This window comes from Corynebacterium liangguodongii (assembly GCF_003070865.1).
GTDB classification, from domain to species: Bacteria; Actinomycetota; Actinomycetes; order Mycobacteriales; family Mycobacteriaceae; genus Corynebacterium; species Corynebacterium liangguodongii.
In genome coordinates this window covers 2,202,568-2,223,722 of sequence record NZ_CP026948.1, presented here as the reverse complement: position 1 = coordinate 2,223,722, position 21,155 = coordinate 2,202,568, and the positions used below count along the sequence as shown (strand labels likewise).

General features: G+C 66.4%; 20 protein-coding genes. 13 read left to right on the top strand and 7 right to left on the bottom strand.

The annotated features are described in order from the left end of the window. Positions 1-15 precede the first annotated feature (15 nt). The gene (gene pheA / locus C3E79_RS10575; protein ID WP_108404867.1) at positions 16-921 is read left to right on the top strand and encodes a prephenate dehydratase; all 906 of its coding nucleotides are present in this window, start codon (positions 16-18) and stop codon (positions 919-921) included. Next, positions 922-1,521, top strand: a complete 600-nt coding sequence (locus C3E79_RS10570; RefSeq protein ID WP_108404866.1) for a histidine phosphatase family protein — start codon at positions 922-924, stop codon at positions 1,519-1,521. It begins immediately after the preceding gene. Positions 1,522-1,536: 15 nt separating this feature from the next. On the opposite strand, the gene C3E79_RS10565 is transcribed toward C3E79_RS10570, so the two are convergent. The 3 genes from C3E79_RS10565 to C3E79_RS10555 are packed head-to-tail and all read right to left on the bottom strand — an operon-like array spanning position 1,537 to position 3,696. After that, on the bottom strand, positions 1,537-1,881 hold the full coding sequence (locus C3E79_RS10565; protein WP_108404865.1) for a metallopeptidase family protein: 345 nt from the start codon (positions 1,879-1,881) through the stop codon (positions 1,537-1,539). A gap of 3 nt (positions 1,882-1,884) precedes the next feature. Continuing rightward, on the bottom strand, positions 1,885-2,949 hold the full coding sequence (locus C3E79_RS10560; RefSeq protein WP_235840682.1) for a septum formation family protein: 1,065 nt from the start codon (positions 2,947-2,949) through the stop codon (positions 1,885-1,887). A 15-nt stretch (positions 2,950-2,964) separates the two neighbouring features. Next, on the bottom strand, positions 2,965-3,696 hold the full coding sequence (locus tag C3E79_RS10555) for a GntR family transcriptional regulator (RefSeq protein WP_108404864.1): 732 nt from the start codon (positions 3,694-3,696) through the stop codon (positions 2,965-2,967). 66 nt (positions 3,697-3,762) lie between these two features. Between C3E79_RS10555 and serS the strand changes: the two genes are divergently transcribed. Genes serS through C3E79_RS10540 form a run of 3 tightly spaced genes read left to right on the top strand, consistent with a single transcriptional unit; the run spans position 3,763 to position 6,681 of the window. After that, a complete protein-coding gene (gene serS, locus C3E79_RS10550; protein WP_108404863.1) occupies positions 3,763-5,016 on the top strand; it encodes a serine--tRNA ligase in 1,254 nt (417 codons plus the stop codon). Positions 5,017-5,019: 3 nt separating this feature from the next. Further along, positions 5,020-5,853 carry a lysophospholipid acyltransferase family protein gene (locus C3E79_RS10545; RefSeq protein ID WP_108404862.1) on the top strand — a complete coding sequence of 278 codons (834 nt, stop codon included), beginning with the start codon at positions 5,020-5,022 and terminating at the stop codon, positions 5,851-5,853. Positions 5,854-5,856: 3 nt separating this feature from the next. Next, complete coding sequence (locus tag C3E79_RS10540; RefSeq protein WP_108404861.1) at positions 5,857-6,681, top strand: HAD family hydrolase; 825 nt, start codon at positions 5,857-5,859, stop codon at positions 6,679-6,681. A 6-nt stretch (positions 6,682-6,687) separates the two neighbouring features. Here the strand turns inward: C3E79_RS10540 and C3E79_RS10535 are convergent, their stop codons facing one another. Further along, entirely contained in the window at positions 6,688-7,395 is a 708-nt protein-coding gene (locus C3E79_RS10535) for a hypothetical protein (RefSeq protein WP_146183411.1), read from the bottom strand. 361 nt (positions 7,396-7,756) lie between these two features. Here C3E79_RS10535 and glpK point away from each other — a divergent pair, with 361 nt between their 5' ends. After that, positions 7,757-9,235 carry a glycerol kinase GlpK gene (glpK, locus tag C3E79_RS10530; protein ID WP_108404859.1) on the top strand — a complete coding sequence of 493 codons (1,479 nt, stop codon included), beginning with the start codon at positions 7,757-7,759 and terminating at the stop codon, positions 9,233-9,235. 4 nt (positions 9,236-9,239) lie between these two features. Here the strand turns inward: glpK and C3E79_RS10525 are convergent, their stop codons facing one another. Then, complete coding sequence (locus C3E79_RS10525) at positions 9,240-11,072, bottom strand: N-acetylmuramoyl-L-alanine amidase (RefSeq protein WP_235840681.1); 1,833 nt, start codon at positions 11,070-11,072, stop codon at positions 9,240-9,242. 147 nt (positions 11,073-11,219) lie between these two features. Here C3E79_RS10525 and glf point away from each other — a divergent pair, with 147 nt between their 5' ends. After that, positions 11,220-12,398 carry a UDP-galactopyranose mutase gene (glf, locus tag C3E79_RS10520; protein ID WP_108405178.1) on the top strand — a complete coding sequence of 393 codons (1,179 nt, stop codon included), beginning with the start codon at positions 11,220-11,222 and terminating at the stop codon, positions 12,396-12,398. Positions 12,399-12,407: 9 nt separating this feature from the next. On the opposite strand, the gene C3E79_RS10515 is transcribed toward glf, so the two are convergent. Further along, positions 12,408-12,632: a hypothetical protein gene (locus C3E79_RS10515; RefSeq protein WP_108404857.1), complete on the bottom strand. Its 225-nt coding sequence runs from the start codon at positions 12,630-12,632 to the stop codon at positions 12,408-12,410. Positions 12,633-12,862: 230 nt separating this feature from the next. Beyond that, entirely contained in the window at positions 12,863-13,498 is a 636-nt protein-coding gene (locus C3E79_RS10510; protein ID WP_235840680.1) for a DUF3800 domain-containing protein, read from the bottom strand. A 242-nt stretch (positions 13,499-13,740) separates the two neighbouring features. On the opposite strand from C3E79_RS10510, the gene C3E79_RS10505 reads away from it, so the two are divergent. The 6 genes from C3E79_RS10505 (at position 13,741) to C3E79_RS10480 (ending at position 20,964) form a co-directional block, all read left to right on the top strand. Continuing rightward, positions 13,741-15,690 carry a glycosyltransferase gene (locus C3E79_RS10505; protein ID WP_268876073.1) on the top strand — a complete coding sequence of 650 codons (1,950 nt, stop codon included), beginning with the start codon at positions 13,741-13,743 and terminating at the stop codon, positions 15,688-15,690. Continuing rightward, on the top strand, positions 15,677-16,180 hold the full coding sequence (locus tag C3E79_RS10500; RefSeq protein ID WP_108404856.1) for a phosphatase PAP2 family protein: 504 nt from the start codon (positions 15,677-15,679) through the stop codon (positions 16,178-16,180). Before C3E79_RS10505 ends, C3E79_RS10500 begins: the two co-directional genes overlap by 14 nt. Continuing rightward, the gene (locus C3E79_RS10495; RefSeq protein ID WP_108404855.1) at positions 16,177-17,160 is read left to right on the top strand and encodes a decaprenyl-phosphate phosphoribosyltransferase; all 984 of its coding nucleotides are present in this window, start codon (positions 16,177-16,179) and stop codon (positions 17,158-17,160) included. The genes C3E79_RS10500 and C3E79_RS10495 overlap by 4 nt, the downstream gene beginning before the upstream one ends. A 10-nt stretch (positions 17,161-17,170) precedes the next feature. After that, positions 17,171-19,039, top strand: a complete 1,869-nt coding sequence (locus tag C3E79_RS10490) for an arabinofuranosyltransferase AftB family protein (RefSeq protein WP_108404854.1) — start codon at positions 17,171-17,173, stop codon at positions 19,037-19,039. 90 nt (positions 19,040-19,129) lie between these two features. Next, entirely contained in the window at positions 19,130-20,146 is a 1,017-nt protein-coding gene (locus C3E79_RS10485) for an alpha/beta hydrolase (protein WP_235840679.1), read from the top strand. Beyond that, complete coding sequence (locus tag C3E79_RS10480) at positions 20,146-20,964, top strand: SDR family oxidoreductase (protein WP_235840678.1); 819 nt, start codon at positions 20,146-20,148, stop codon at positions 20,962-20,964. The genes C3E79_RS10485 and C3E79_RS10480 overlap by 1 nt, the downstream gene beginning before the upstream one ends. Positions 20,965-21,155 lie beyond the last annotated feature (191 nt).

The following is a 21,155-nucleotide window of genomic DNA, read 5'->3' as shown; positions in this document are numbered from 1 at the left end:
CAGTAACTTTAAGGCATGAACCGCATCGCTTTCCTGGGGCCGCACGGAACGTTTACCGAAGAAGCAGTGTGGGCATTCGGGCTCGACGATGCCGAGCTCATCCCCGCCGACTCGCCGTCCGCTGCGCTTCGGATGGTGCGCGCGGGCGAGGCGGACCGGGCGGTGGTGGCCATCGAGAACTCCGTCGACGGCGCGGTGACCTCGACTGCCGACGCGCTCATCGAAGACCACGGGGTGCAGATCTACGGCGAGACCGAGCTCGAAATCTCGTTTTCCATCATGACGCGCCCGGGCGAGCGGCTCGAAGACTCCGAGACCTTTGCCACCCACCCGGTCGGCTACCAGCAGGTGAAAAACTGGGTGGCCGCACACGCGCCACGGGCGGAGTTCCGCGCGGCATCCTCGAACGCGGCTGCCGCCGAGATGGTCGCCCGGGGGCAGGCCGATGCCGCCGCCGCGCCCGCGCGCGCCGCCGAGCTCTACGGGCTTACGGTCCACGCGCGCGGGGTGGCCGACCGGCAGGCGGCGCGCACCCGCTTCGTGCTCGTCGGCCCGCGCGGGGTGCCCACCGCGCGCACGGGCACAGACCGCACGTTCGTCGCCTTCCAACTTCCCAATGAGCCGGGCACCCTCGTCGGCGCGCTCCAGGAGTTCGCCTACCGCGGCGTCGACTTAAGCCGCATCGAATCGAGGCCGACCGGGCAAGCGCACAGCACGTACAATTTCTTCGTGGAGCTCGTCGGCCACATCGAGGACACCCCCGTCGCGGAGGCGCTGCGCAGCCTCTACCTGCGCGCGAGCGAAATTACCTATCTGGGGTCGTGGCCCCGCGTCGACGAGCCTGGCGGCAAGCCGATGATCGACGCCGCACGGCTCGGCGCGGCGCAGGACTGGGTCCAACGGGCACGGGAAGGCAAGTAGATGCTGATTTTGCTCAGGCACGGGCAAACCACCTCCAACGTCGGGCGCTACCTGGATACGGCGCTGCCCGGCGCGGAGCTCACCGACCTTGGCCGCAGCCAGGCAGCGGCCGCCGGCGAGGAGATCATGTCTGCCTATCGCCCCGCGCGGGTGGTGACCTCCCAGGCGCTAAGGGCCCGCCAGACCGGGCGGATCGCCTTCGGCGCGCACTTCGCGGACATCCCCGCCCTGCCGGGGCTCCACGAGGTTCAGGCGGGCCGCTTTGAGATGCACAACACGCTCGAGGCCCACGCCGCCTACCACGGCGCGTTTGCCGGATTCTACCGGCGCGATCTCGCCGCGCTTATCGACGGCGGGGACTCCCTCGCCGTCTTCCTCAACCGCTACCGCTCCTCCCTGGAGCCCTACGTAAGCGAGGCCGGCGACACAGTCGCCGTCTCCCACGGCGGGGCGATCAGGGCGTTCGCGGCCAACGCCTGCGATGTCGACCCCGAGTTCGCCCAGGCGGCCTACCTGCCCAACTGCCACTACCTGGTCATCGACCCGGTGGGCGAGTTCGGCTCGTGGCGGGTGGTGAAGTGGGGCGAGCACGCACTGTGAGGCAGGGGCGGCCGGCTAGCCCCACCCGAGGGCGTGAAGGCCTTCTTCGTCGATGCCGAAATAGTGCCCGACCTCGTGGAAGACGGTGATCCTCACCTGCTCGCGCAGCTCCTCGACGCTGCCGCAAACCGCCTCGTGGGCGTCTTTGTAGATAAAGATTGCCTCCGGCAGGTAGCCGGTGTGGTTGGCGTGCTGCTCGGTGCGCGGCACGCCCTCGAACAACCCCAGCATCGTCGGGTCGTCCGGGTTGAAGTCGCGGGCTAGGACCACGAGGTTATCCATCGCGCGGGCGAAGGACTCGGGCAGCTCGTCGAGGGCGTCGTTAATGATCTCCTCGAACTCCTCCGGGGTGGCGAGCATGACCTACTGCGCCGGGGCTGGGGCAGGCGCCGGGGCGGGGGCCGGAGCGCTGGCGGATTCGCGCAAGGGGCGGCGCTCGGGGCGCTCGGGGGGCGGGTTGCCGTCGATACGCAAGCCCCCGCGTCCGTCTTTCGCCGAGCCCGTGAGGCTGGCGAACTGGCCGTTATTGGCGTAGACGAGCGCGCAGTTGACGCTCTTGCTTCCGCCCTCCCAGGCGGCGGGGGAGTGCGTCGTCCAAAACGGCTGCAGAGCGATCTGGTAGAGGTTTTCCTCCCCGCCGAGGTAGTCGTGGGCGGCGGTCGTGCAGACATCCCCGAGGTGCTTGTCCTGCTCCTCCACGCTCGGCGTGTGGTCGGGGAAGACCTCGGCGAGGGGGACGATCGAGGTCACCTCGAGGTGGTGCGGCTGCGCGCAATCGACGACGCTCAGCGTGTTCGCCGCGTCGGTCGAGGCGCACTGCCCCAGATCGAGCACGCGCGCCTGGTCCTGCTCCGCGACGCGGCCCGTCGTGAGCACCGGGGTGCCGGTCGAGTCGGTAACCTGCAGGCCGCAGAGCATCGTGCGGTCCCCGCGCGCCCACGCCTCGGCCGGGGGCAGGATGGAGGCGATGGAGTAGCGCCCGTTGGGGTCGAAGACGCCCGAGAGGTAATTCACGGTCGCCGCGCCGCAGAGCTCCTCGCGCAGCTGCGCCTGCCTCGTCTGGCTCGGCATGGCGGCGTCCTCGCCGAACTCGGAGGTGGGAAACGCCGCGAGGTCCTCGCGGGTGGAGACCTCGAAGCGGTGCTCCTGGTCGCAGGAGGTCTGCTCGAACGCCTTCACCGCCCCGTCCGGCCCGACCTGCCAGGTCAAGCACGCCGATTCGTCGGCGGTGGTAAAAGGTGACACGCGGGTCGAGGCGCTAGGCTGCGCCGCGCTCGTCGAGCCCGAACTGGCGCTTGCCGCACTGCCCCCCGCGGCAGGGCCCTGCGGCGCCGTGCGATCGGAGACGGCAGCGTAGGACCCGGCCGCCACGGCACCCGCCACGACGGCGACGAGGATAGAGCGCAGGCCTGCTGATGTCGAAACCATGCGATCTATTGTGCCTCATAGGGGCCGCGGGGCGGTCCTGGCCACCCGCGTGGTCAGGTGGTAGCGGTCGCTGCGGTAGAGCGATGAGCACAGCTCGACGCGGCGATCCCCGCTGCGCGCGAAGCGCACGATGTGGAGCAGGGCCTCGCCCGTATCGACGTCCAAGAGCTTCGCGTTGGCCTCGGTGGCGCTCACCGCGGTCACCGTCTGGTCGGCCTCGGTGATCCCGAGACCGTAGTCCTCCTCGAGCAACGAATAGACGGATTTGTAGACGTCATTTTCCAAAAGGTCGGGCACCAGGGTGCTGTTGTACCAGGCGTCGTCAATCGCGTAAGGCTCGCCGTCTCCCAGCCTCAGCCGACGCAGGTGGATGTGGGTGGTGGCGGGGTCGGTGGCGAAAAACCGCGAGACGCACTCGGGTGGCACCGCCCTCCCAGAGAGCAGGATCCGCGAGCTCGCGGCGACCTTTTGTGCCTTCATCTCGTCCGAAAACGACGCAAGGTGCAGCCGGCTCACCAGCGGGCTCGGCGCAACGAAGGTGCCCTTGCCGCGCACGCGACGCAGGCGGCCGGCCGCCACGAGGTCCCCGATCGCGCGGCGCACGGTGATGCGGCTGACCCCGTACTTCTCCTCTAGAGCGCGCTCACCCGGCAGGGGGTCGCCGGGCTGGAGCTCGGAGTCGCAGGCTGCCTCTAAGATGGCGCGCAGCTGCGCGTGCTTGGGCACGGGGCCTTCCACGATCTGCATGCCCCCAGCCTAGCGCCGTGGTTATGACCAGAAAAGAGGGTGGGATTCACGCTAAGATGGCTCAGCGTGATTGATCTTAAGTTCCTGCGTGAAAACCCCGACCTCGCGCGCGAGTCCCAGCGGGCCCGCGGGGAGGACCCCGCCCTAGTGGACCAGCTCCTCGAGGCAGACGAGGCGCGCCGCGCCGCCATCCACGTCGCCGACGAGCTGCGCAGCGAGCAGAAGGCCTTCGGCAAAAAGATCGGGCAGGCCGCACCGGAGGACCGCCCGGCACTGCTCGAGGGTTCGAACGCGCTCAAGGCCCGGGTGAAAGAGGCCGAGGCGGCGCAGGAGAAGGCCGTCGAGGCCGTGGAGAAGCTCCAGTACCGCATGGCCAACGTCATCGAGGGCGCCCCGGCGGGAGGCGAGGAGGACTTCGTCGTCCTCGAGCACGTCGGTGAGGTCCCCGAGTTCGATTTCGAGGTGCGCGACCACCTCGACCTCGGAGAAGGCCTCGGGATCATCGACGTCAAGCGCGGGACGAAGGTCGGCGGCGCGCGCTTTTACTACCTCGTCGGTGACGGCGCCTGGATGCAGCTGGGCATGCTCATGCTCGCTGCCCAGAAAGCGCGTGAGGAGGGCTTTAAAGTTGTCATCCCGCCGGTGCTCGTGCGCCCCGAGATCATGGCCGGCACAGGCTTCCTCGACGCCCACGACGAGGAGATCTACTACCTCGAGCGCGACGAGATGTACCTGGTGGGCACCTCCGAGGTCGCGTTGGCCGGCTACCACTCCGGGGAGATCATCGACCTGAGCGACGGTCCGCTGCTCTACGCCGGGTGGTCCTCCTGCTTCCGTCGTGAAGCAGGCTCCTACGGCAAAGACACCAAGGGGATCCTGCGCGTCCACCAGTTCGACAAGCTTGAGATGTTCGTCTACTGCAAGCCAGAAGACGCGGAGGAGATGCACCGCAAGCTCCTCGGGCTCGAGCGCGAGATGCTCTCCGCCGTCGAGGTGCCCTACCGCGTCATCGACGTCGCGGCCGGCGATCTTGGCTCGTCTGCGGCCCGCAAGTTCGACACTGAGGCCTGGGTGCCGTCCCAGAACACCTACCGGGAGCTCACCTCCACCTCGAACTGCACCACGTTCCAGGCGCGCCGACTCGGCGTGCGCTACCGCGACGCCGAGGGCAAGACGCAGACCGCGGCGACGCTGAACGGAACGCTGGCGACGACGCGCTGGCTCGTTGCTATCCTAGAAAACAACCAGCGCGCGGACGGCTCCGTGGTCGTGCCCGAGGCGCTTCGTCCGTGGGTCGGTAAAGAGATTCTGGAGCCCTAAACCATGAAGAAGATTGACAAGCTGTTCGAGGTGGAAAGCGGCTACGCTCAACCCGCGAACCACCCGGAGGCGAAGGGGGACCCCTTCTACCACCGCTTAATCGGCGTGATCAAGGCGGTCTTCCGTGCCCAAGGCACGACCGCGGTCCTCCACGGCCTCGAAAACCTTCCCACCACCGGCGGGGCCATCATCGCCGCGAACCACACTGGCTGGTTCGACTTCATCTTCTGTGGAACCGGACCGCACGTCCACGGGCAGCGCCTCGTGCGTTTCATGGCCAAAAAAGAGGTGTTTTCCGCCCCCGTGATCGGTGCGATGATGCGCGCGATGCACCACGTCCCGGTTGACCGCGCGTCAGGCGCGGACAGCATCGAATCGGCCGTGGACTGGATAGAGAAGGGCAGCTTCGTGGGGATCTTCCCCGAAGGTACAATTTCGCGCGCCTTCGAGCTCGCCGACTTCAAAACCGGGGCCGCCCGCATTGCCCAGCGCTCCGGGGGTCCGCTCATCCCGTGCGCGATCTGGGGCTCCCAGCGGATCTGGACCAAGGATCTCCCACGCCGCCTGGGCCGCACGCACACCCCGGTGATTATCAGCTACGGCCCGCCGGTGCCGCTGGAGGGCACGCCCGAGGAGGTCACGGCCCGACTCAAAGACGCTGTTCAACAGCTCCTCGATGACGCCCGCGCCGAGTACGACGACCGCTTCGGGCCCTTCCCCGATGGCGAGCGCTGGCGGCCGGCCTCGATGGGCGGCAGCGCGCCCACGCTTGACGAGGCGGAGGAGATCTACCGCGAGGAAAAGGCCGCCCGGGCCGCTAAGAAGCAGAAAAAATAAGCCGTGGGCGCCACCACCCCCCGACTCATCGTGAGCGATATTGACGGGACCTTTATCAACAGCAACGGCAGGGTGAGCCCGCGGCTGCGGGCCGCCGTCATGCGTGCTGTCCGCTCCGGGGTGCACTTCGGCTTGGCCACCGGCAGGCCCCACCGATGGCTCATGCCGGTGCTCGACCAGCTGCCTATCTCCCCGGTGTGCGTCTGCGCGAACGGCGCGGTGGTCTACGACCCGTCGAGCGATACGGTGCTCCACTCCTTCGAGCTCTCGCCGGATGACATGCGCTCCATCACAGCCACCGTCGACGAGGTCTTCGCCGCGCGCGGCTTGTCCTGCGGCTACGGTGTCGAACGCGTCGGGCAGTCCGCCCTCGACCCGGAAAACGAGGTGTTCTTAGTTACCTCCGGGTTTCACCCCGATGCATGGGACCCGTGCTTCGGGCTTGCAACTGTCGCGGAGCTTATCTCTGAACCCGCGGCGAAACTCCTCGTGCGCTGCCCGGAGCTCAGCTCGGCGGAGATGTTCGACCTCGTCGCGCCGCGTATCGACGCCCAAGTGACCTACTCCATGGACGAAGGGCTCATCGAGTTCTCCCGCCCGGGAATTAACAAGGCCTCCGGGGTGTCCATCCTTGCCGAGCGCTACGGCGTCTCCGCCGCCGAAACCGTGTGCTTCGGCGATATGCCCAACGACTGCGAGATGCTCGCCTGGGCGGGCCACGGCGTGGCGATGGGCAACGCGAAACCCCTGGTCAAAGACGCCGCCGACGCGATCACGCTCACCAACGACGACGACGGCGTGGCCGCGATACTCGAGCGCTGGTTCTAGCCGGGCTTAAGCGACCCGCGGCGCCGGGAACCGGGCGATCAGGCCCGCTATCGTGCGCACATACTCCCCCGAGACCACCTCCTTCCACCCAAACCTGCAGATCACCATGCCCACGTTCTGTAGCTGCTTCTCGCGCCACCGCTCGTCCGCGGTGAGCGCGGTGGGGGCGCCGAATTTCCCGGAGAGCTTCGATTTCCCGTCGAACTCGATGCCGACGAAGCCGTTGAGCATGGCGTCGATACGCGCGCGCCTCGGCTCGCCCCACTCCGAACGGATCGTGCGCTCGACCTGAGACTCCACGGACGTGACCCGATCGAGCGCGCCCGACGCGATCGCCCGCACGATCCCATCGCGCCCCAAGGTCTCCAACGGGCTCTCGGACGTCCCCGCGGAATACCCCACCAGCTCCCGAAACCCCACGATCCCCTTAGACCTGGGCAACCCCTCTGCCCGCGCGAGCAGGTCTTCCGCCGTGAACCCGTGCAGGTGGCGAGCGGACTCAATCGCCACCAGCGCGTCGAGGCGACCGTAGTAGCGGTACGTGTCAAACAGCGCTCGGATACCGATGGTGACGGCGATGCCTCCGATGTCCACTATCTCCTCCGGCCCGAGCTTCCCGCTGCGATACACCCTGCCGTGCGCTACCGCACCGAACGCCCTCGCGTTCCCGCGCAGCGCGAGGTCCACCTGGGTCACCCACTCCAGCGTCTTCACACCATGCAACCGAAGCGCCGCAGGTCCCGTGACCACAGAGGTCCGGCAACGCTTGGCGACCTCCCTAATAAATTCCAACTCTTCCCCCCGGTGTCATGCCACGAATTGTGCCCTGTCCGGTCCTTCCCCGCCGGGGATGCGCGCGCCGCCTGTGGATAAGTGCGACTGTGTGGATAACTCGCGCAGATTTCGCCCGGTGCGGGGGTTGCGTGGTAATGCGTGCGGTCCGGGTGTGGGGTGGTGCTGGCTTTGTGGGGGGGGCGGGAGTGGTGTGCTGGTTGTTGTGGTCTAGTAGCGATACCGTGGCCACCCCAGCACCAGCACCCCCGCAGCCATCCAGCCCCGCCACTACACTGTCCCCATGCCATACATCGCCGCGATTGACCAGGGCACGACGACGACGCGATTTATCCTCACGGATCTAGAGGGCAAGGTGGTTGCCCACGCGCAGTACGAGCACGAGCAGATCATGCCGCGCCAGGGGTGGGTGGAGCATGACCCGGTGGAAATCTGGCGCAATACGCGCCGGGCGGCGGGGGAGGCGATGGCAAGCCAGGACATCACCGAGGAGGACATTGTTGCGCTCGGGGTAACCAATCAGCGGGAGACCGCCGTGGTGTGGGAGCGGGAGACGGGCAAGCCGGTCTACAACGCGATCGTCTGGCAGGATGCCCGCACGAACCACGATGGGGATCCGACGGCGTTCCAGGGCAAGACCGGTTTGCTGCACAATTCTTACCCGGCTGGCCCGAAGTGGGCGTGGATTCTGGACAACGTGCCGGGCGCGCGGCAGCGGGCGGAGGAGGGGGAGTTGCTTGCCGGGACGATCGATACGTGGCTGATCTGGAACCTCACCGGCGGCGCGCGGGGGGACGACGGGCACGAGGCAGTGCACGTGACGGATGTGACGAACGCGAGCCGGACGTTGCTGATGGACCTAGAGACACTGCAGTGGGACGACGAGCTGTGCCGTGAGGTGGGGGTGCCGAGGGGGATGCTGCCGGAGATTCGGGCGTCGATAAGCGAGTTCGGCGTGGTGCGCCGCCGCGGCACGCTCTCGGGGGTGCCCATCACGGGGGTGCTCGGAGACCAGCAGGCGGCGCTGTTCGGGCAGGGGTGCCTCGATCGCGGGGACGCGAAGATGACCTACGGCACGGGGTTGTTCATGCTGCTCAATACGGGTGGGACACCGCAGCGCAGCGAGCACGGGATGCTTACGACTGTGGCCTACCAAATTGAGGGCGAGGCGCCGGTCTACGCGCTGGAAGGCTCGGTCGCGGTGGGGGGTTCGCTCATACAGTGGCTGCGGGATCAGCTGGGGGTGCTCGGTAGCGCGGCGGAGAGCGAGATCTTGGCGGCGCAGGTCGATAACAGCGCGGGTGTGGTCATTGTCCCTGCGTTTTCTGGCTTGTTCGCGCCGCGCTGGCGCACGGATGCGCGCGGGGTGATCACCGGGCTGACGCGGTATACGGATCGGCGCCACATCGCCCGGGCCGCGCTGGAGGCGACGTGTTTTCAGACGTGCGAGGTCGTGCGCGCGATGGAGCGCGATGCCGGCACGGGCATCGAGGAGCTGCGTGTCGACGGCGGGATGACCGACAACAAGCTGCTCATGCAGCTCCAGGCCGATCTTCTCGACGCCCGCGTGACCCGCCCCGCCAACATCGAGACGACGGTGATGGGCGCGGCCTCGGCGGCAGGTATCGGCGCCGGGCTCATTGAGGCCCCGCTCCCTCTGGGCACGACGTTGACCTGGCACAGCACAATGGCCGGCCCCGAGAGGGACCGGCTCATTGCGCGGTGGGACGATGCCGTGGAGCGCTCCTTGGGGCTCGGCTGAAGCGCTAGCTCACGGCGATGTCGATAGACTTGCTCGACGGACTGTAGGTGATCGAGCCGCCCTCGAAGTCGACCTTGACCTGGTCTTCGGTCGGGTTGTACTGCTGGGAGGTCGGCAGGCCCAGCGGGCCGGCGTCGAGGCCTTGCTGGAGCCAGGCGTTGGCGATTTCGCCTACGAGGGTGAAGATCTCGCCTTGGCCCTTTTGCACGCCGATCCCGCCCGAGTAGAAGGCGTAGTTGTTGCCGCCGATGCCGGTCGCCGCGCCCTGAAGCGGGCCCAAGAGCGGTTCTAGCTGCTTCCACGCATCGCTGGATTCTTGCCCGCCTACGAACTGGAGGATCTTACCCACGTGCGGGGTGAGGGTCGATAGCGTGAGGCCGGGGATCAGTTCAATGCCGGCGACCTTCTTCACGCCCTCGGCCAGCGCCCCGGAGTTGGCGAGGTAGAGGATGACCACCCCGGCGATCGTGCCGGCTGCCGTGGCGATGGCGGTGGGATCGCCCTGGGCGAGCTTGGTCAGGTCGAGGTTCTTCAGCGGCCCGGAGCTGAGGTTATTCACGGTGGTGGTCAGCCCGTCCGGGGAGGTTATGGAACCGAGGACCGGCGAGGAGGGCGAGGGTGCCTTGCCGCCGCGCACCTGGGCGGCCTTCGCCGCCGCGGCAGTGCGGATGGTGCCCATCTGGTTGTAGAGGTACTGGCCGGGGCAGGTGTTGTAGTGGAAGTCGCGGTGGGCGTTGATAGTGGGGAACGTTCCGGTCTGGCCGGCGCCGAAGCGACTGCCGGCAAAGTTGCCGGAGGCGGTGAGCTGCGTCTGTCCCAGCGGGTCGACCCCGGCCTGGGCGGCCTTCCAGCCGATGATCTCGCCCATGGCCTTAATGCCCGACGCGCTGGGCTGGGCAGTTTCGTAGTTACCCAGCATGGAAATTCCCCACGTGTTGTCGTTGAAGGAGCCGACGTGCGCGCCCATCGGGCCGCGGTCGAGGCCACCAGCGCGGCCCTCGTAGATGTTGCCGTACTTGTCCACCAGGGCGTTGTAGCCGATGTCTCCCCAGCCCATGCCCTGGTGGTAGGCCTGGATGCCGCGGACGATGCCGGGCGCTTCGGCCGCGGAGTAGTTGTTGGAGCCGGCGGTGTGGTGGACGGTGATCGCCTTCGTCGGCTCGGTGTAGTACGGCGACTGACCCGCCGCCCGCGCACCCCACGCGGCGCGGGTGACCACCTTCGGCATGCCGTAGGCGTAGGACTCTGCCACGGGGGAGATGTCGCCTTCCGCGGTGCCTTCGCCGCCGTCGAGGAAGACCGCCTCGATGTCGTTGGCGGTGGTGGGGGCGTCGGAGGCGGGGCGGCCGTCCTCGAGCAGGTCGACGTTTCCGGTGGAGACCTGGATGCGGGTGGTCTCTTCGACGTAGATTGGCTCGGTGCCGCGCTTGACGGAGGGGTCGGCGACGGCGGAGTCGGCGCCGTCCATTTGGTACCACTCGGACCAGGTGCCGTCGGCACGCTGAGCGCGCACGTAGGCAACGATGTCGCGCTCGCCGTCCCAGGTCAGGCCGACCAGGGAGAAGGGGGTCTCGCGGGTGAATTCCTTGACCACCCGGTGTTCGAGCTGCTCGCCGCCCTGCGTCATCACCGCGGCGTCGTCGACCGGGACGTTGGCGCCGGTGGCAAAGGACGCGCTGGAGACGTCGACGGAGAGGGGATCACCCCCGACGGATCGGACGTGGACGATCTGGCTGCCGCCGAAGGCGGCGGTCGCGACGAGGGCCACCGACATCAGGGCGGCCAGGACCGGGTTCTTCCCCGGCGTGGGCCGGGTGAGGCGTCGACGTTGTTGCACGGTAAGGCTCCTGTTGCGTGTGTGAATAGAGTTAATCCGTGTGCATTGTAAGGCATGGTGAAGTCTAAAGGGAGTATTGAGACTCAGGGTGTGTCCGGTGTGTCGCGCGGTCGGGCGTCGAGAAGCGAATGTGCGAAAATGGGCGCCATGACTTACGACCTCATCGTTGTTGGATCGGGATTCTTCGGCCTCACGGTGGCCGAGCAGGCCGCGAGCGAGCTGGGCAAGCGCGTCCTCGTCATCGAAAAGCGCGGCCACATCGGCGGCAACGCCTACTCGGAGCGCGACCCCGAGACCGGCATCGAGGTGCACACCTACGGCGCACACCTCTTCCACACATCCAACGAGCGGGTCTGGGAGTACGTCAACAGGTTCACCGACTTTACCGACTACCAGCACCGCGTCTTCGCCATGCACGACGGCACGGCCTACCAGTTCCCGATGGGCCTGGGGTTGATCAACCAGTTCTTCGGCCGCTACTACACCCCGGACGAGGCGCGCGCGCTGATTGAGCAGCAGCGCGAGGGCCGAGACCCCGACGAGGCCACCAACCTGGAAGAGCGCGGGATCGCGCTTATTGGCAAGCCGCTTTACGACGCCTTTGTCAAGCACTACACCGCCAAGCAGTGGCAGACCGACCCCACCGAGCTGCCGCCGGAGATCATCTCGCGGCTGCCCGTGCGCTACACGTTTAACAACCGCTACTTCAACGACACCCACGAGGGCCTGCCCGTCGACGGCTACGCCGCGTGGCTGGAGAAGATGGCCGACCACGAGCTCATCGACGTGCGCCTGGGCACCGACTACTTCGACGTGCGCGATCAGTATCAGGGCATCCCCACCGTCTACACCGGCCCGCTGGACCGCTACTTCGACTACTCGGAGGGCAGGCTCGGCTGGCGCACCCTCGACTTCGAGCGCGAGGTGCTTGCCACCGGCGACTTCCAGGGCACCCCGGTGATGAACTACAACGACGCGGACGTGCCGTACACCCGCATCCACGAGTTCCGCCACTTCCACCCCGAGCGCAGCGAGTACCCGGCCGACAAGACCGTCATTGTCAAGGAGTACTCCCGCTTCGCCGGCGAAGACGACGAGGTCTACTACCCCATCAACACGCCCGAGGACCGCGAGAAGCTCAAGGCTTATCGACGCCTCGCCGCCGCCGAATCCAGGGACAAGGGCGTGCTCTTCGGCGGGCGCCTGGGCACCTACCAATACCTGGACATGCACATGGCCATCGGTGCGGCGCTGTCACTCTTTGACAACCACCTGCGCCCGCACTTCGAGGACGGCGAGCCGCTGGAGCAGGCGAGGGGGCACTAGACCGAGCGTTTACGTGTTGCGACGCGGCTCGTCGGGATCGATGTAGCCGGTGTCTCCCAGGCCGTGCTCGTGCTTCGGTCTCTGCGCTCCGATCGGACGGAACGCCGCGCCGGCAACCTCCGCGCCGATCCCGATGAACACGGCTGTCGAACCGGTCAGAAACTCAAAGGAAAATGAGGCGACGAGAACCAGGATGCCCCTGATAGAGAAGTTGGCAGCAGGGGTGTTCGTCATGGCCATTCAAAATATAGGTTTATGCTGCGGATGATTGGGACGCCGTATTCGCAATGGGCTCGGTAGTCGGCATCGAGGAAGGACTCACCGTATGGTTGACTCGTTACACATGGGGCGGTACTATCGAGTAGAAACTGGCGACAAGTCCTCCAGGGGAGGACTTCCTTCCTATAGGGAGGGATAGCCAGTTTCCTTGGTCTCAGGCGTTCCCCAGGGTGCGAATGTAGTGGCTAGCGTTGGCTTGATGCAGGGCTCAAACCAAGAGCATTTTTTCCTTCTAACGTGCGCTGAATTGCCCACAGTCCATAGTCAGCGACTTGCAGACCCCAGGCTGATTGGGAGGTCCACACGCATAATGTTATATCCCGATCAATTTGTTGGCATACCTCTTCAACGGCTTTAACCGCCGCTCTCTTCGTGCTCTTGGTTCCAAATTCAGCAACAATTACGAAAAGTTCATCCTCAGGTCGGGAAACGCGTAGTGCGATCTCCTTAAGATGCAAGAACCAGGCCATCTTGTATAGCCTCATCGGCCCCTCTCGTTTGACCCTCGGATAAGCGTTTTCCTTATAAAGGAACGTTGCATCAAAACGTGGTGCCTGTTTCTTGATTTCGGAAAACATTTCACTGCGTGTCTTAGCGGAATCATCAACAGCATGAAATCCGCGCTCGAGCTTTATGCCTTCCTTGGCGCAGTGCGCTCGGAGGTGAAGCCCTTCGAGTAGATCCGAGCCATGGTCTGCGGTGTTAAAAGTTGCGGTTCCGAAACCAAAGTATGTGGACGCACCCCCTCCGCGTGGGTTGGGGGATCCGTTGTAGTCCAAGTTCCCCGTTTCATCAGCATAAAGGTATATGCGTTGTGTCATCCGCGAACAATCCTTCCGTCCGGTTGTTAGCAGCACACTGTATGTCACGATTGCCAGAGTGCCGAGTTTTACAAGGAATGGACATTACCTCGTTAACGCCCGTAACGAGCCCGTGCATAACGCTTCCACGCTCAATATTTTCTAGCTTGGTGCCGACTACCCGCGCGCCGGGGAAGTGTCGGGCCTCGCCACCTACTAGTGTTAATTCACCGAGACCACCAGTCGAACCGAAAGAGAGATTCGTGAGCGCCACATTGGCAGTCGACGTCCTCCAGCGCGTGCTCATGCCCCGTAAGGGCGAGCCGCGCGACGTGCAGATGCTCTACCTCGTCGAGGGCGAGCTGAACAAGGCCCGCCTGAGGTGGCCCGACCGCACCAGCCTGAGCGTTCCGGAGGGCGCCGAGGTCTCCTTGGAGACCTACTTCAACGCCTTCCCGGCGTCCTACTGGCGGCGCTGGTCCCAGCTCGACCGCGTGATCCTGGCCATGGACGTCGAGGGAGCGGCGACGATCTCCGTCTACCGCTCGAAGCAGGACGGCGTGCGCATCTCCGTGCTCAACGTCGAAGCCAAAGACGAGCACGTGGAGATCCCGCTTGAGCTGCGCAACTTCGAAGCCGGCGGCTGGCTGTGGTTCGACGTCACCGCCGAGACCGGCGCCACCATCGCGAACGCCGCCTGGTGCTCCGACCGTCTGCCGGAGGCGCAGACCATGCCCGACGGCACCACCACCGGCCCAGAGGAGAAGATGGTGGCTGTGGGCATCCCCACCTTCAACCGCCCGCGCGATGCGGTCAACGCCCTGCACGCGCTCGCCGAGGACCCGGTGGTGCTCGAGGCGATCACGGACGTGCTCATGCCCGACCAGGGCGACCAGCACCCGGCCGACGAGCCGGACTTCGCCGCCGCCGAGGCCGCGTTCGACGGTCGCCTGCGGATCTTCCCGCAGGGCAACCTCGGCGGCTCCGGCGGGTACTCGCGCATCATGTACGAGGCGCTGAACAGCACCGACGCGCCGTTCATCCTCTACATGGACGACGACATCGCCATCGAGCCGGACTCCATCCTGCGCGCCGTGCAGGCCGCGCGCTACGCGAAAAGCCCGATCCTCGTTGGCGGGCAGATGCTCAACCTGCAGGACCGCGCCCAGCTGCGCACCACAGGGGAGGCCGTCGAGCCGGCCACCTTCATGTGGGGCCCGGCCGCGCACGCCGTCTACGATCACGACTTCGCCCGCTACCCACTGGGGTATATCGGGTCGAAGGAGGACCACCTCGACCCGAAGAAGTACGATTCCCGCGCCCTGCACCGGCGCATCGACGTGGATTACAACGGGTGGTGGATGAACCTGTTCCCGCGGGTCGTCGCCAAGCAACTCGGCCTGCCGCTGCCGCTGTTTATCAAGTGGGACGACACCGAGTACGCCCTGCGCGCGAAGCAGGCTGGCTTCCCGACGGTGACCTGGCCGGGTGCGGCAATCTGGCACATGGCCTGGGCGGATAAGGACGACGCGATCGACTGGCAGGCCTACTTCCACCTGCGCAACCGCCTCATCGTCGCCTCGGTCTACGGCCCCGAGGATCCCCGCGGGATCCTGCGCAACATGATGAAGTCCACCTACAAGCACCTCATGTGCATGGAGTACTCCACCATGGCGATCCAGATCGAGGCGATGAAGGACTTCCTCAAAGGGCCCGAGCAGCTCTTCGACATCTTGGAGTCGACCCTGCCGCGCATCCAGAACATCCGCAAGGACTACGCGGATGCACAGGTGATCCCATCGGCCGCGGACCTGCCCGCACCCACCGGCGCGCCGGGCGTGCCCACCAAGAATGTCGGCGGGCGCCTGGGCAAGGTGAAGAAGCTGCCGTGGGCGGCAAAGTCTCTGCTCCACCTGAGCAAGCCGGAGGACCGGGCCCACTGGCAGGCACCGCAGCTGGGCCTCACCGCGGAGGAGGCGCGCTGGTTTACCCTCTCCCGCGTGGACTCGGCCACCGTCTCCACCGCCGGCGGCACGGGGGTAGCCTTCCGCAAGCGGGACAAGCAGCTCGCCAAAGACCTGCTCGCGCAGACGAAGGAACTTCAGACGCAGATCCGGCGGCGCTGGCCGGAGCTACAGCGCTCCTACGCCGGCGCAATGGAGGAGCTGACCAGCCGCGAGAACTGGGGAAGGATTTTCGATGAGCAAGCGTGAGGCCGACCTCTTAGTCGCCATTCAGAACAGGCTGCTCACCGATCAAGCAGCGACCATCGCGCGGGGCTTGAGCCACTTCGGTGAGCACGACCTGGGTTGGCTGGCGATCGCGGCGGTGGGAGTGGGCGTCGATAAGCAAAGGCGCCGAAAGTGGCTCGCGATGGGCGCGGGTACCTTCCTCGCGCACGCGGCCTCCGTGGTGTTAAAACGCATCGTGCGCCGCCAGCGCCCGCACGATGCGCGCATCACGGTCGGCGTATCCACGCCCTCGCGGCTGAGCTTCCCGTCCTCGCACTCCACCTCCACCGCCGCTGCCATGGTGCACCTGGCCGATATTTTCGGCTCGAAGCTGCCGTATGTCGGCATTCCGGTGATGATGACATCGCGTATGGTGCTTGGCGTGCATTACCCGACGGATACGTTGATCGGGTCCCTCATCGGGGCCGGCGTGGCCAAGACGGCCATCGAACTGGAGAAGGAGACGCGTTGAGCGAGTCGCACGAAGAGCCGTTTCTCAAGTCCGAGCCCCACACCGAGGGCGTCGACGTCGCGCGGAAGAAGACCCCTCCGAAGAACCTCCCGGACGCGATGGTCAAGGGCCTGCGGCCGAAGCAGTGGGTGAAAAACGTCCTCGTGCTCGCCGCCCCGCTCGCCGCGGGCCTCGACGAGCTCACTGGGCGCTCGCTTATCGACGTCGCCATCGCCTTCGTCGTCTTCTGCTGCGGCGCCTCTGCCATCTATCTGGTCAACGACGCGCGCGACGTTGACTCCGACCGCGCCCACCCCACAAAGCGCTACCGCCCGATCGCCTCGGGAATGCTGCCGATCAACCTCGCCTACGCCATGGCGGCGGTCCTTATCGCGGCCGCGATCGGCCTGTCGTTTTTGGCCACCAACCCGGCACTGGCCTGGGTCATCGGAGTCTACATCGTCTTGCAGCTCGGCTACTGCTTCGGCTGGAAGCACATCCCCGTGATCGACATTGCGCTGGTGTCATCCGGGTTCATGCTGCGCACGATGGCTGGCGGTGTCGCCGCGGGCATCGAGCTCTCCCAATGGTTCCTGCTCGTCGCCGCCTTCGGGTCCCTCTTTATGGCCTCCGGCAAGCGCTACGCCGAGATGCTGCTCGCGCAGGAAACCGGGGCGAAGATCCGTAAGGCCCTGGAGGGGTACACGGCGACCTACCTGCGGTTTGTGTGGACGCTTTCGGCCACCGCGGTCGTGCTCTCCTACGCGCTGTGGGGCTTCCAGCTCTCCAGCCAGGTCGGTGGCGGGGCCGCGATCTGGTACCAGATCTCGATGGTTCCCTTCGTCATCGCCATCTTGCGCTACGCGGCGAAGGTCGATTCCGGTCACGGCGGGGCGCCCGAGGAGATCGCCCTGGAAGACCGCGTGCTCCAGCTCCTCGCCGGGCTGTGGATCGTCTGCATCGTCATGGCGGTCTATGTCATCCCGGCGGTCGCCGCCTAAAATACTCCGAATGACTCACAACGCTCGCCTCTCGCTGAGGGTATCGATGCTGGTGGCGGGCGTTTTCGCGCTCGCTGGTGGATGGGCGCAACGCTGGATGAGCGACGACGGGCTCATCGTGCTTCGCACCGTGCGCAACATCCTCGCCGGGCATGGCCCGGTGTTCAACGCCGGGGAACGCGTGGAGGCAAACACCTCCACCCTGTGGCAATACCTCATCGCGCTCGTCGGCTGGATCACCGGGGCCAGGTTGGAGAGCGTCGCGCTGTGGCTCTCACTACTCCTCACCGCGGCGGCCTGCGTCCTAGCTACGTGGGCGGCCGGGCGCTACTGGGGGCAGACGGTGCTGCCCTTCGGCGTCATCATCTACCTCGCCCTTCCCCCGGCCCGGGACTTCGCCACCTCCGGGTTGGAATGGGGCCTTTCGCTGTTTTGGTTCGGGCTGTGGTGGGCGCTGCTCGTGCGGTGGGCGCAGCCCCCAAGGACCCACGCGCCCGCCCCGGTGGGCTACTGGCTGGCCGTCTGGAGCGGGCTGTCCTGGCTGGTTCGCCCAGAGCTGGCGCTCTACGGCGGGGTGACCGGCCTGCTGCTGCTCGCCGCCACCCCGCGAGCCTGGTGGAAGATCCTCCTCGTCGCACTTCCCATCCCTGCCGCCTACCAGGTCTTCCGCATGGGCTACTACGGGCTTGTGACGCCCCACACCGCGGTGGCGAAGTCCGCCTCCGACTCCGCCTGGGGTGAAGGCATGGCATACCTGTGGGATTTCGCCGGCACTTACGCGCTGTGGCTGATCGCCGCGGCGGCGCTCGCGGTGGGTGCTATCGCCGCCCGAACGAGAGCCGCCCGGACCGGAGCGCGCGCGATCACCGCCGAGGCGGTCTTGCCTCGGGACGAGGTGAGCCGCGGCACCGCGATCGTCGCCCTTGCGCTCGGGTGCGGGTTCCTCCACGTCCTCTACGTGTTGCGCGTGGGCGGGGACTTTATGCACGGGCGCATGCTCCTGCTACCACTTTTCGCCCTGCTCCTGCCGGTCATGGCGGTGCCGCTGACGAAGCGGATCACCGCGGTGTGCCTCGCGGTGTTCGTTTGGGCCACCGTCGTGGTGGCCAGGGGGCATGCCTTCGAGCCGCTGCCGCCGGATTCGAAAGCGCAGCTTGGGGTGGTGGACGAGCGCGGCTTCTGGGTGTGGGCGACGACCGGGCAGCTCGGATCTCGCGGCCGCGCCCCCCTCTACGCGGAGGACTTCTTGAGCTGGCGGCTCATGAGCAACTACCACGAGGCGATCGCGCAGGCGCAGCGCTCCGGCGCCGCGCAGATCCACCTCGTACAGGTCGCCGCCGACCCCGCGGCGCCCGGCGCTTACGAGTGGCTCCCGCGCCCGCGCACGCCGGAAGCAAGTGATCTAAACGTCCAGCCGCTCACGCTCTACCTGGTCAACCTCGGTATGACCAGCATGAATGCGGGACTAGACGTGCGCGTGCTCGATACCGTGGGCCTGGCCACGCCCCTTGCCGCGCGGATGCCGCGGCTACCTGACGCGCGCATCGGCCATGACAAGCTCTTGCCGCCCGAGTGGCAGATCGCCGATACCGGCGTCGACGTCGCCGCGCTGCCGGAGCCGGCCGATCGCATTAAAATCATGCAGGCGCGGGCCGCGCTGCGCACACCCGAGATCCGCGAGCTGCTCGCGACCTCGCGGGAGCCGCTGAGCTGGTCGAGGTTTATCTCCAACATCAAGTTCTCTCTCACGGCAGGTCGGCACCTCTCGCTTGACGACGACCCCGCCGCCTACCTCGATGAATCCACGCTGAGTCGGATCAACGCCGGCGAAGACGTCGGGCTGGTGGGCCCCCGGGTCGCCTGGCCCCGGGATCTCTAGCGGCCTTGACGGATGTCGATTTATTGGCGCGGATGACAACGACTTGATAACGTAAACATCACTATTCCATGACAAACCCGAGGGGGTCCTGTGAACGCGAGCATTTCTTTCAAGCGCGCCGTGTATGCGCTGCTCGTCATCTTTGCCCTGGCTGCGTCATTGGTTGTCGCGGCGCCGAAGGCGCACGCGACGAACCGAGACTGGCTGCGCCCAGACGCCACCGGAGCCTGCGAGTGGGACCCGGGTGTTGCCTACTGGGTCCAGCGCTGCGACGTCTACTCGGCGGCGATGGGGCGCATCATCCCGGTGCAGATCCAGCCCGCCGAGCGCGGCGGAAACGCCGCACTCTACATGCTCGACGGCCTGCGCGCCACCGAGCGCTCCAACGCGTGGGTCAACGACGTCAACGCCGCGAAGACCTACGAGCACTCGAACATCACCCTCGTGATGCCGATCGGCGGGCAGTCGTCCTTCTACGCAGACTGGCGCGCGCCTGCCACCTACGACTTCAACAACCCGGTCGTCTACAAGTGGGAGACCTTCCTCACTAGCGAGCTGCCCGCATACCTGGAGCAGCACTTCGGCATCGCGCGCAACAACAACTCGATCCTCGGCCTGTCCATGGGCGGCACGGGCGCGATGAACCTCGCAGCGAAGCACCCGGATCAGTTTCGCCAGGTTCTGTCGTTCTCGGGCTACCTCACCACCACGCTGCCGGGCGCGCAGACCTTCATGCGCTTCGCCCTGCTCGATGGGGGCGGCTACAACATCAACGCGATGTACGGCTCGACGTTCAACCCGCGCCGGTTCGAAAACGACCCGTTTTTGAACATGGGCAACCTGCGAAACACCGACGTCTACGTCTCCGCCGGTTCCGCGGTGCCTGGCCCGGCCGATGCGCGCTACCGCCCGGAGCACGTCGCTTCTGCCGTGGCGCTGGAGACCGCAGCGAACTTCACCACCCGCCTGTGGGCGCTCAAGGCGCGGGCGAGCGGGCTGAACTTCACCGAGGTCTTCACCCCCACCGGGGTGCACAACTGGGAGCAGTTTGGTAGCCAGCTCGAGGCGACCAAGCCGCGCGTGCTCGATGTCATGAACGCCTGGTAGTGGGTGTCGCTAAGAGCGAGGTGAAGCCGCTCGCCGTCGTCACCGGTGCCAGCTCCGGCATCGGGCGCGCGACGGCGCAGCGGCTTTCTCGCGATTTCAGAGTTGTGGGCACAACCCGCGATGCCTCCGCTGTGCGCGATCGCCTTGAGGGTGTGCGGTACCTCTCGCTCGACCTCGCGGATCCTGCCTCCATCGCGCGGTGTAGCGCGGATATCCTCGCGCTAGGCGCCCCCGCGGTTGTGGTCAACAACGCAGGGGAGTCGCAGTCCGGGCCCTTCGAGGAGCTGCCGCGCGAGGCTATCGAGCGGCTTTTCCAGGTCAACGTCATCGGCCAGGTGGACTTCACCCGCCGCCTAACCCCGGCCATGCGCGCGGCTGGGCGCGGGCGCGTCGTGATGGTGGGCTCGATGTTGGCGAGCTTCCCGCTGGCCTACCGCTCGAGCTACGTCGCCTCCAAGGCCGCGATCAAGGGCTTCGCGCTCGCTGCGCGCCGCGAGCTCTCGCCGTTCGGGGTGTGGGTGTGCGTGGTCGAGCCCGGGGCGATTGCGACAGGTATCTCCGCCCGCCGCACGAAGTACGTGGACGATGCCGGGCCGTTCGCAGACGAGTTCCGCGTGATGCAGGACAGGCTTGATGGGAACGAGGCTGCCGGCATTCCGGCGGAGCGGGTGGCAGAGGTGATTTGTCGCGCGATTAGGGTGCGTAGGCCCAGGCCCGTCTATGCCCAGGGGTCTTCGGCACGCGTGGCGTACCCGCTTTCCCGGCTCGTGCCGCAGCAGTGGATGCTCCGCATGATCTCGCGACGGCACGGGCTGTGAAAGAAATGTGAGTGTTGTGGCACATGTGGCGGCGTGTCCTCTTGGCAAACTCTCAAGTACAACTTAAGATTTCGGGTACCGTAACAACGACAGTGACGTGACCGATAGATCTGCTGTGCACGTGCACCGGGGGAGGGGAACCCTCGGTGCGGCGGTGCGGCAGTGAATATTCGACTCGACAAATGACAAGA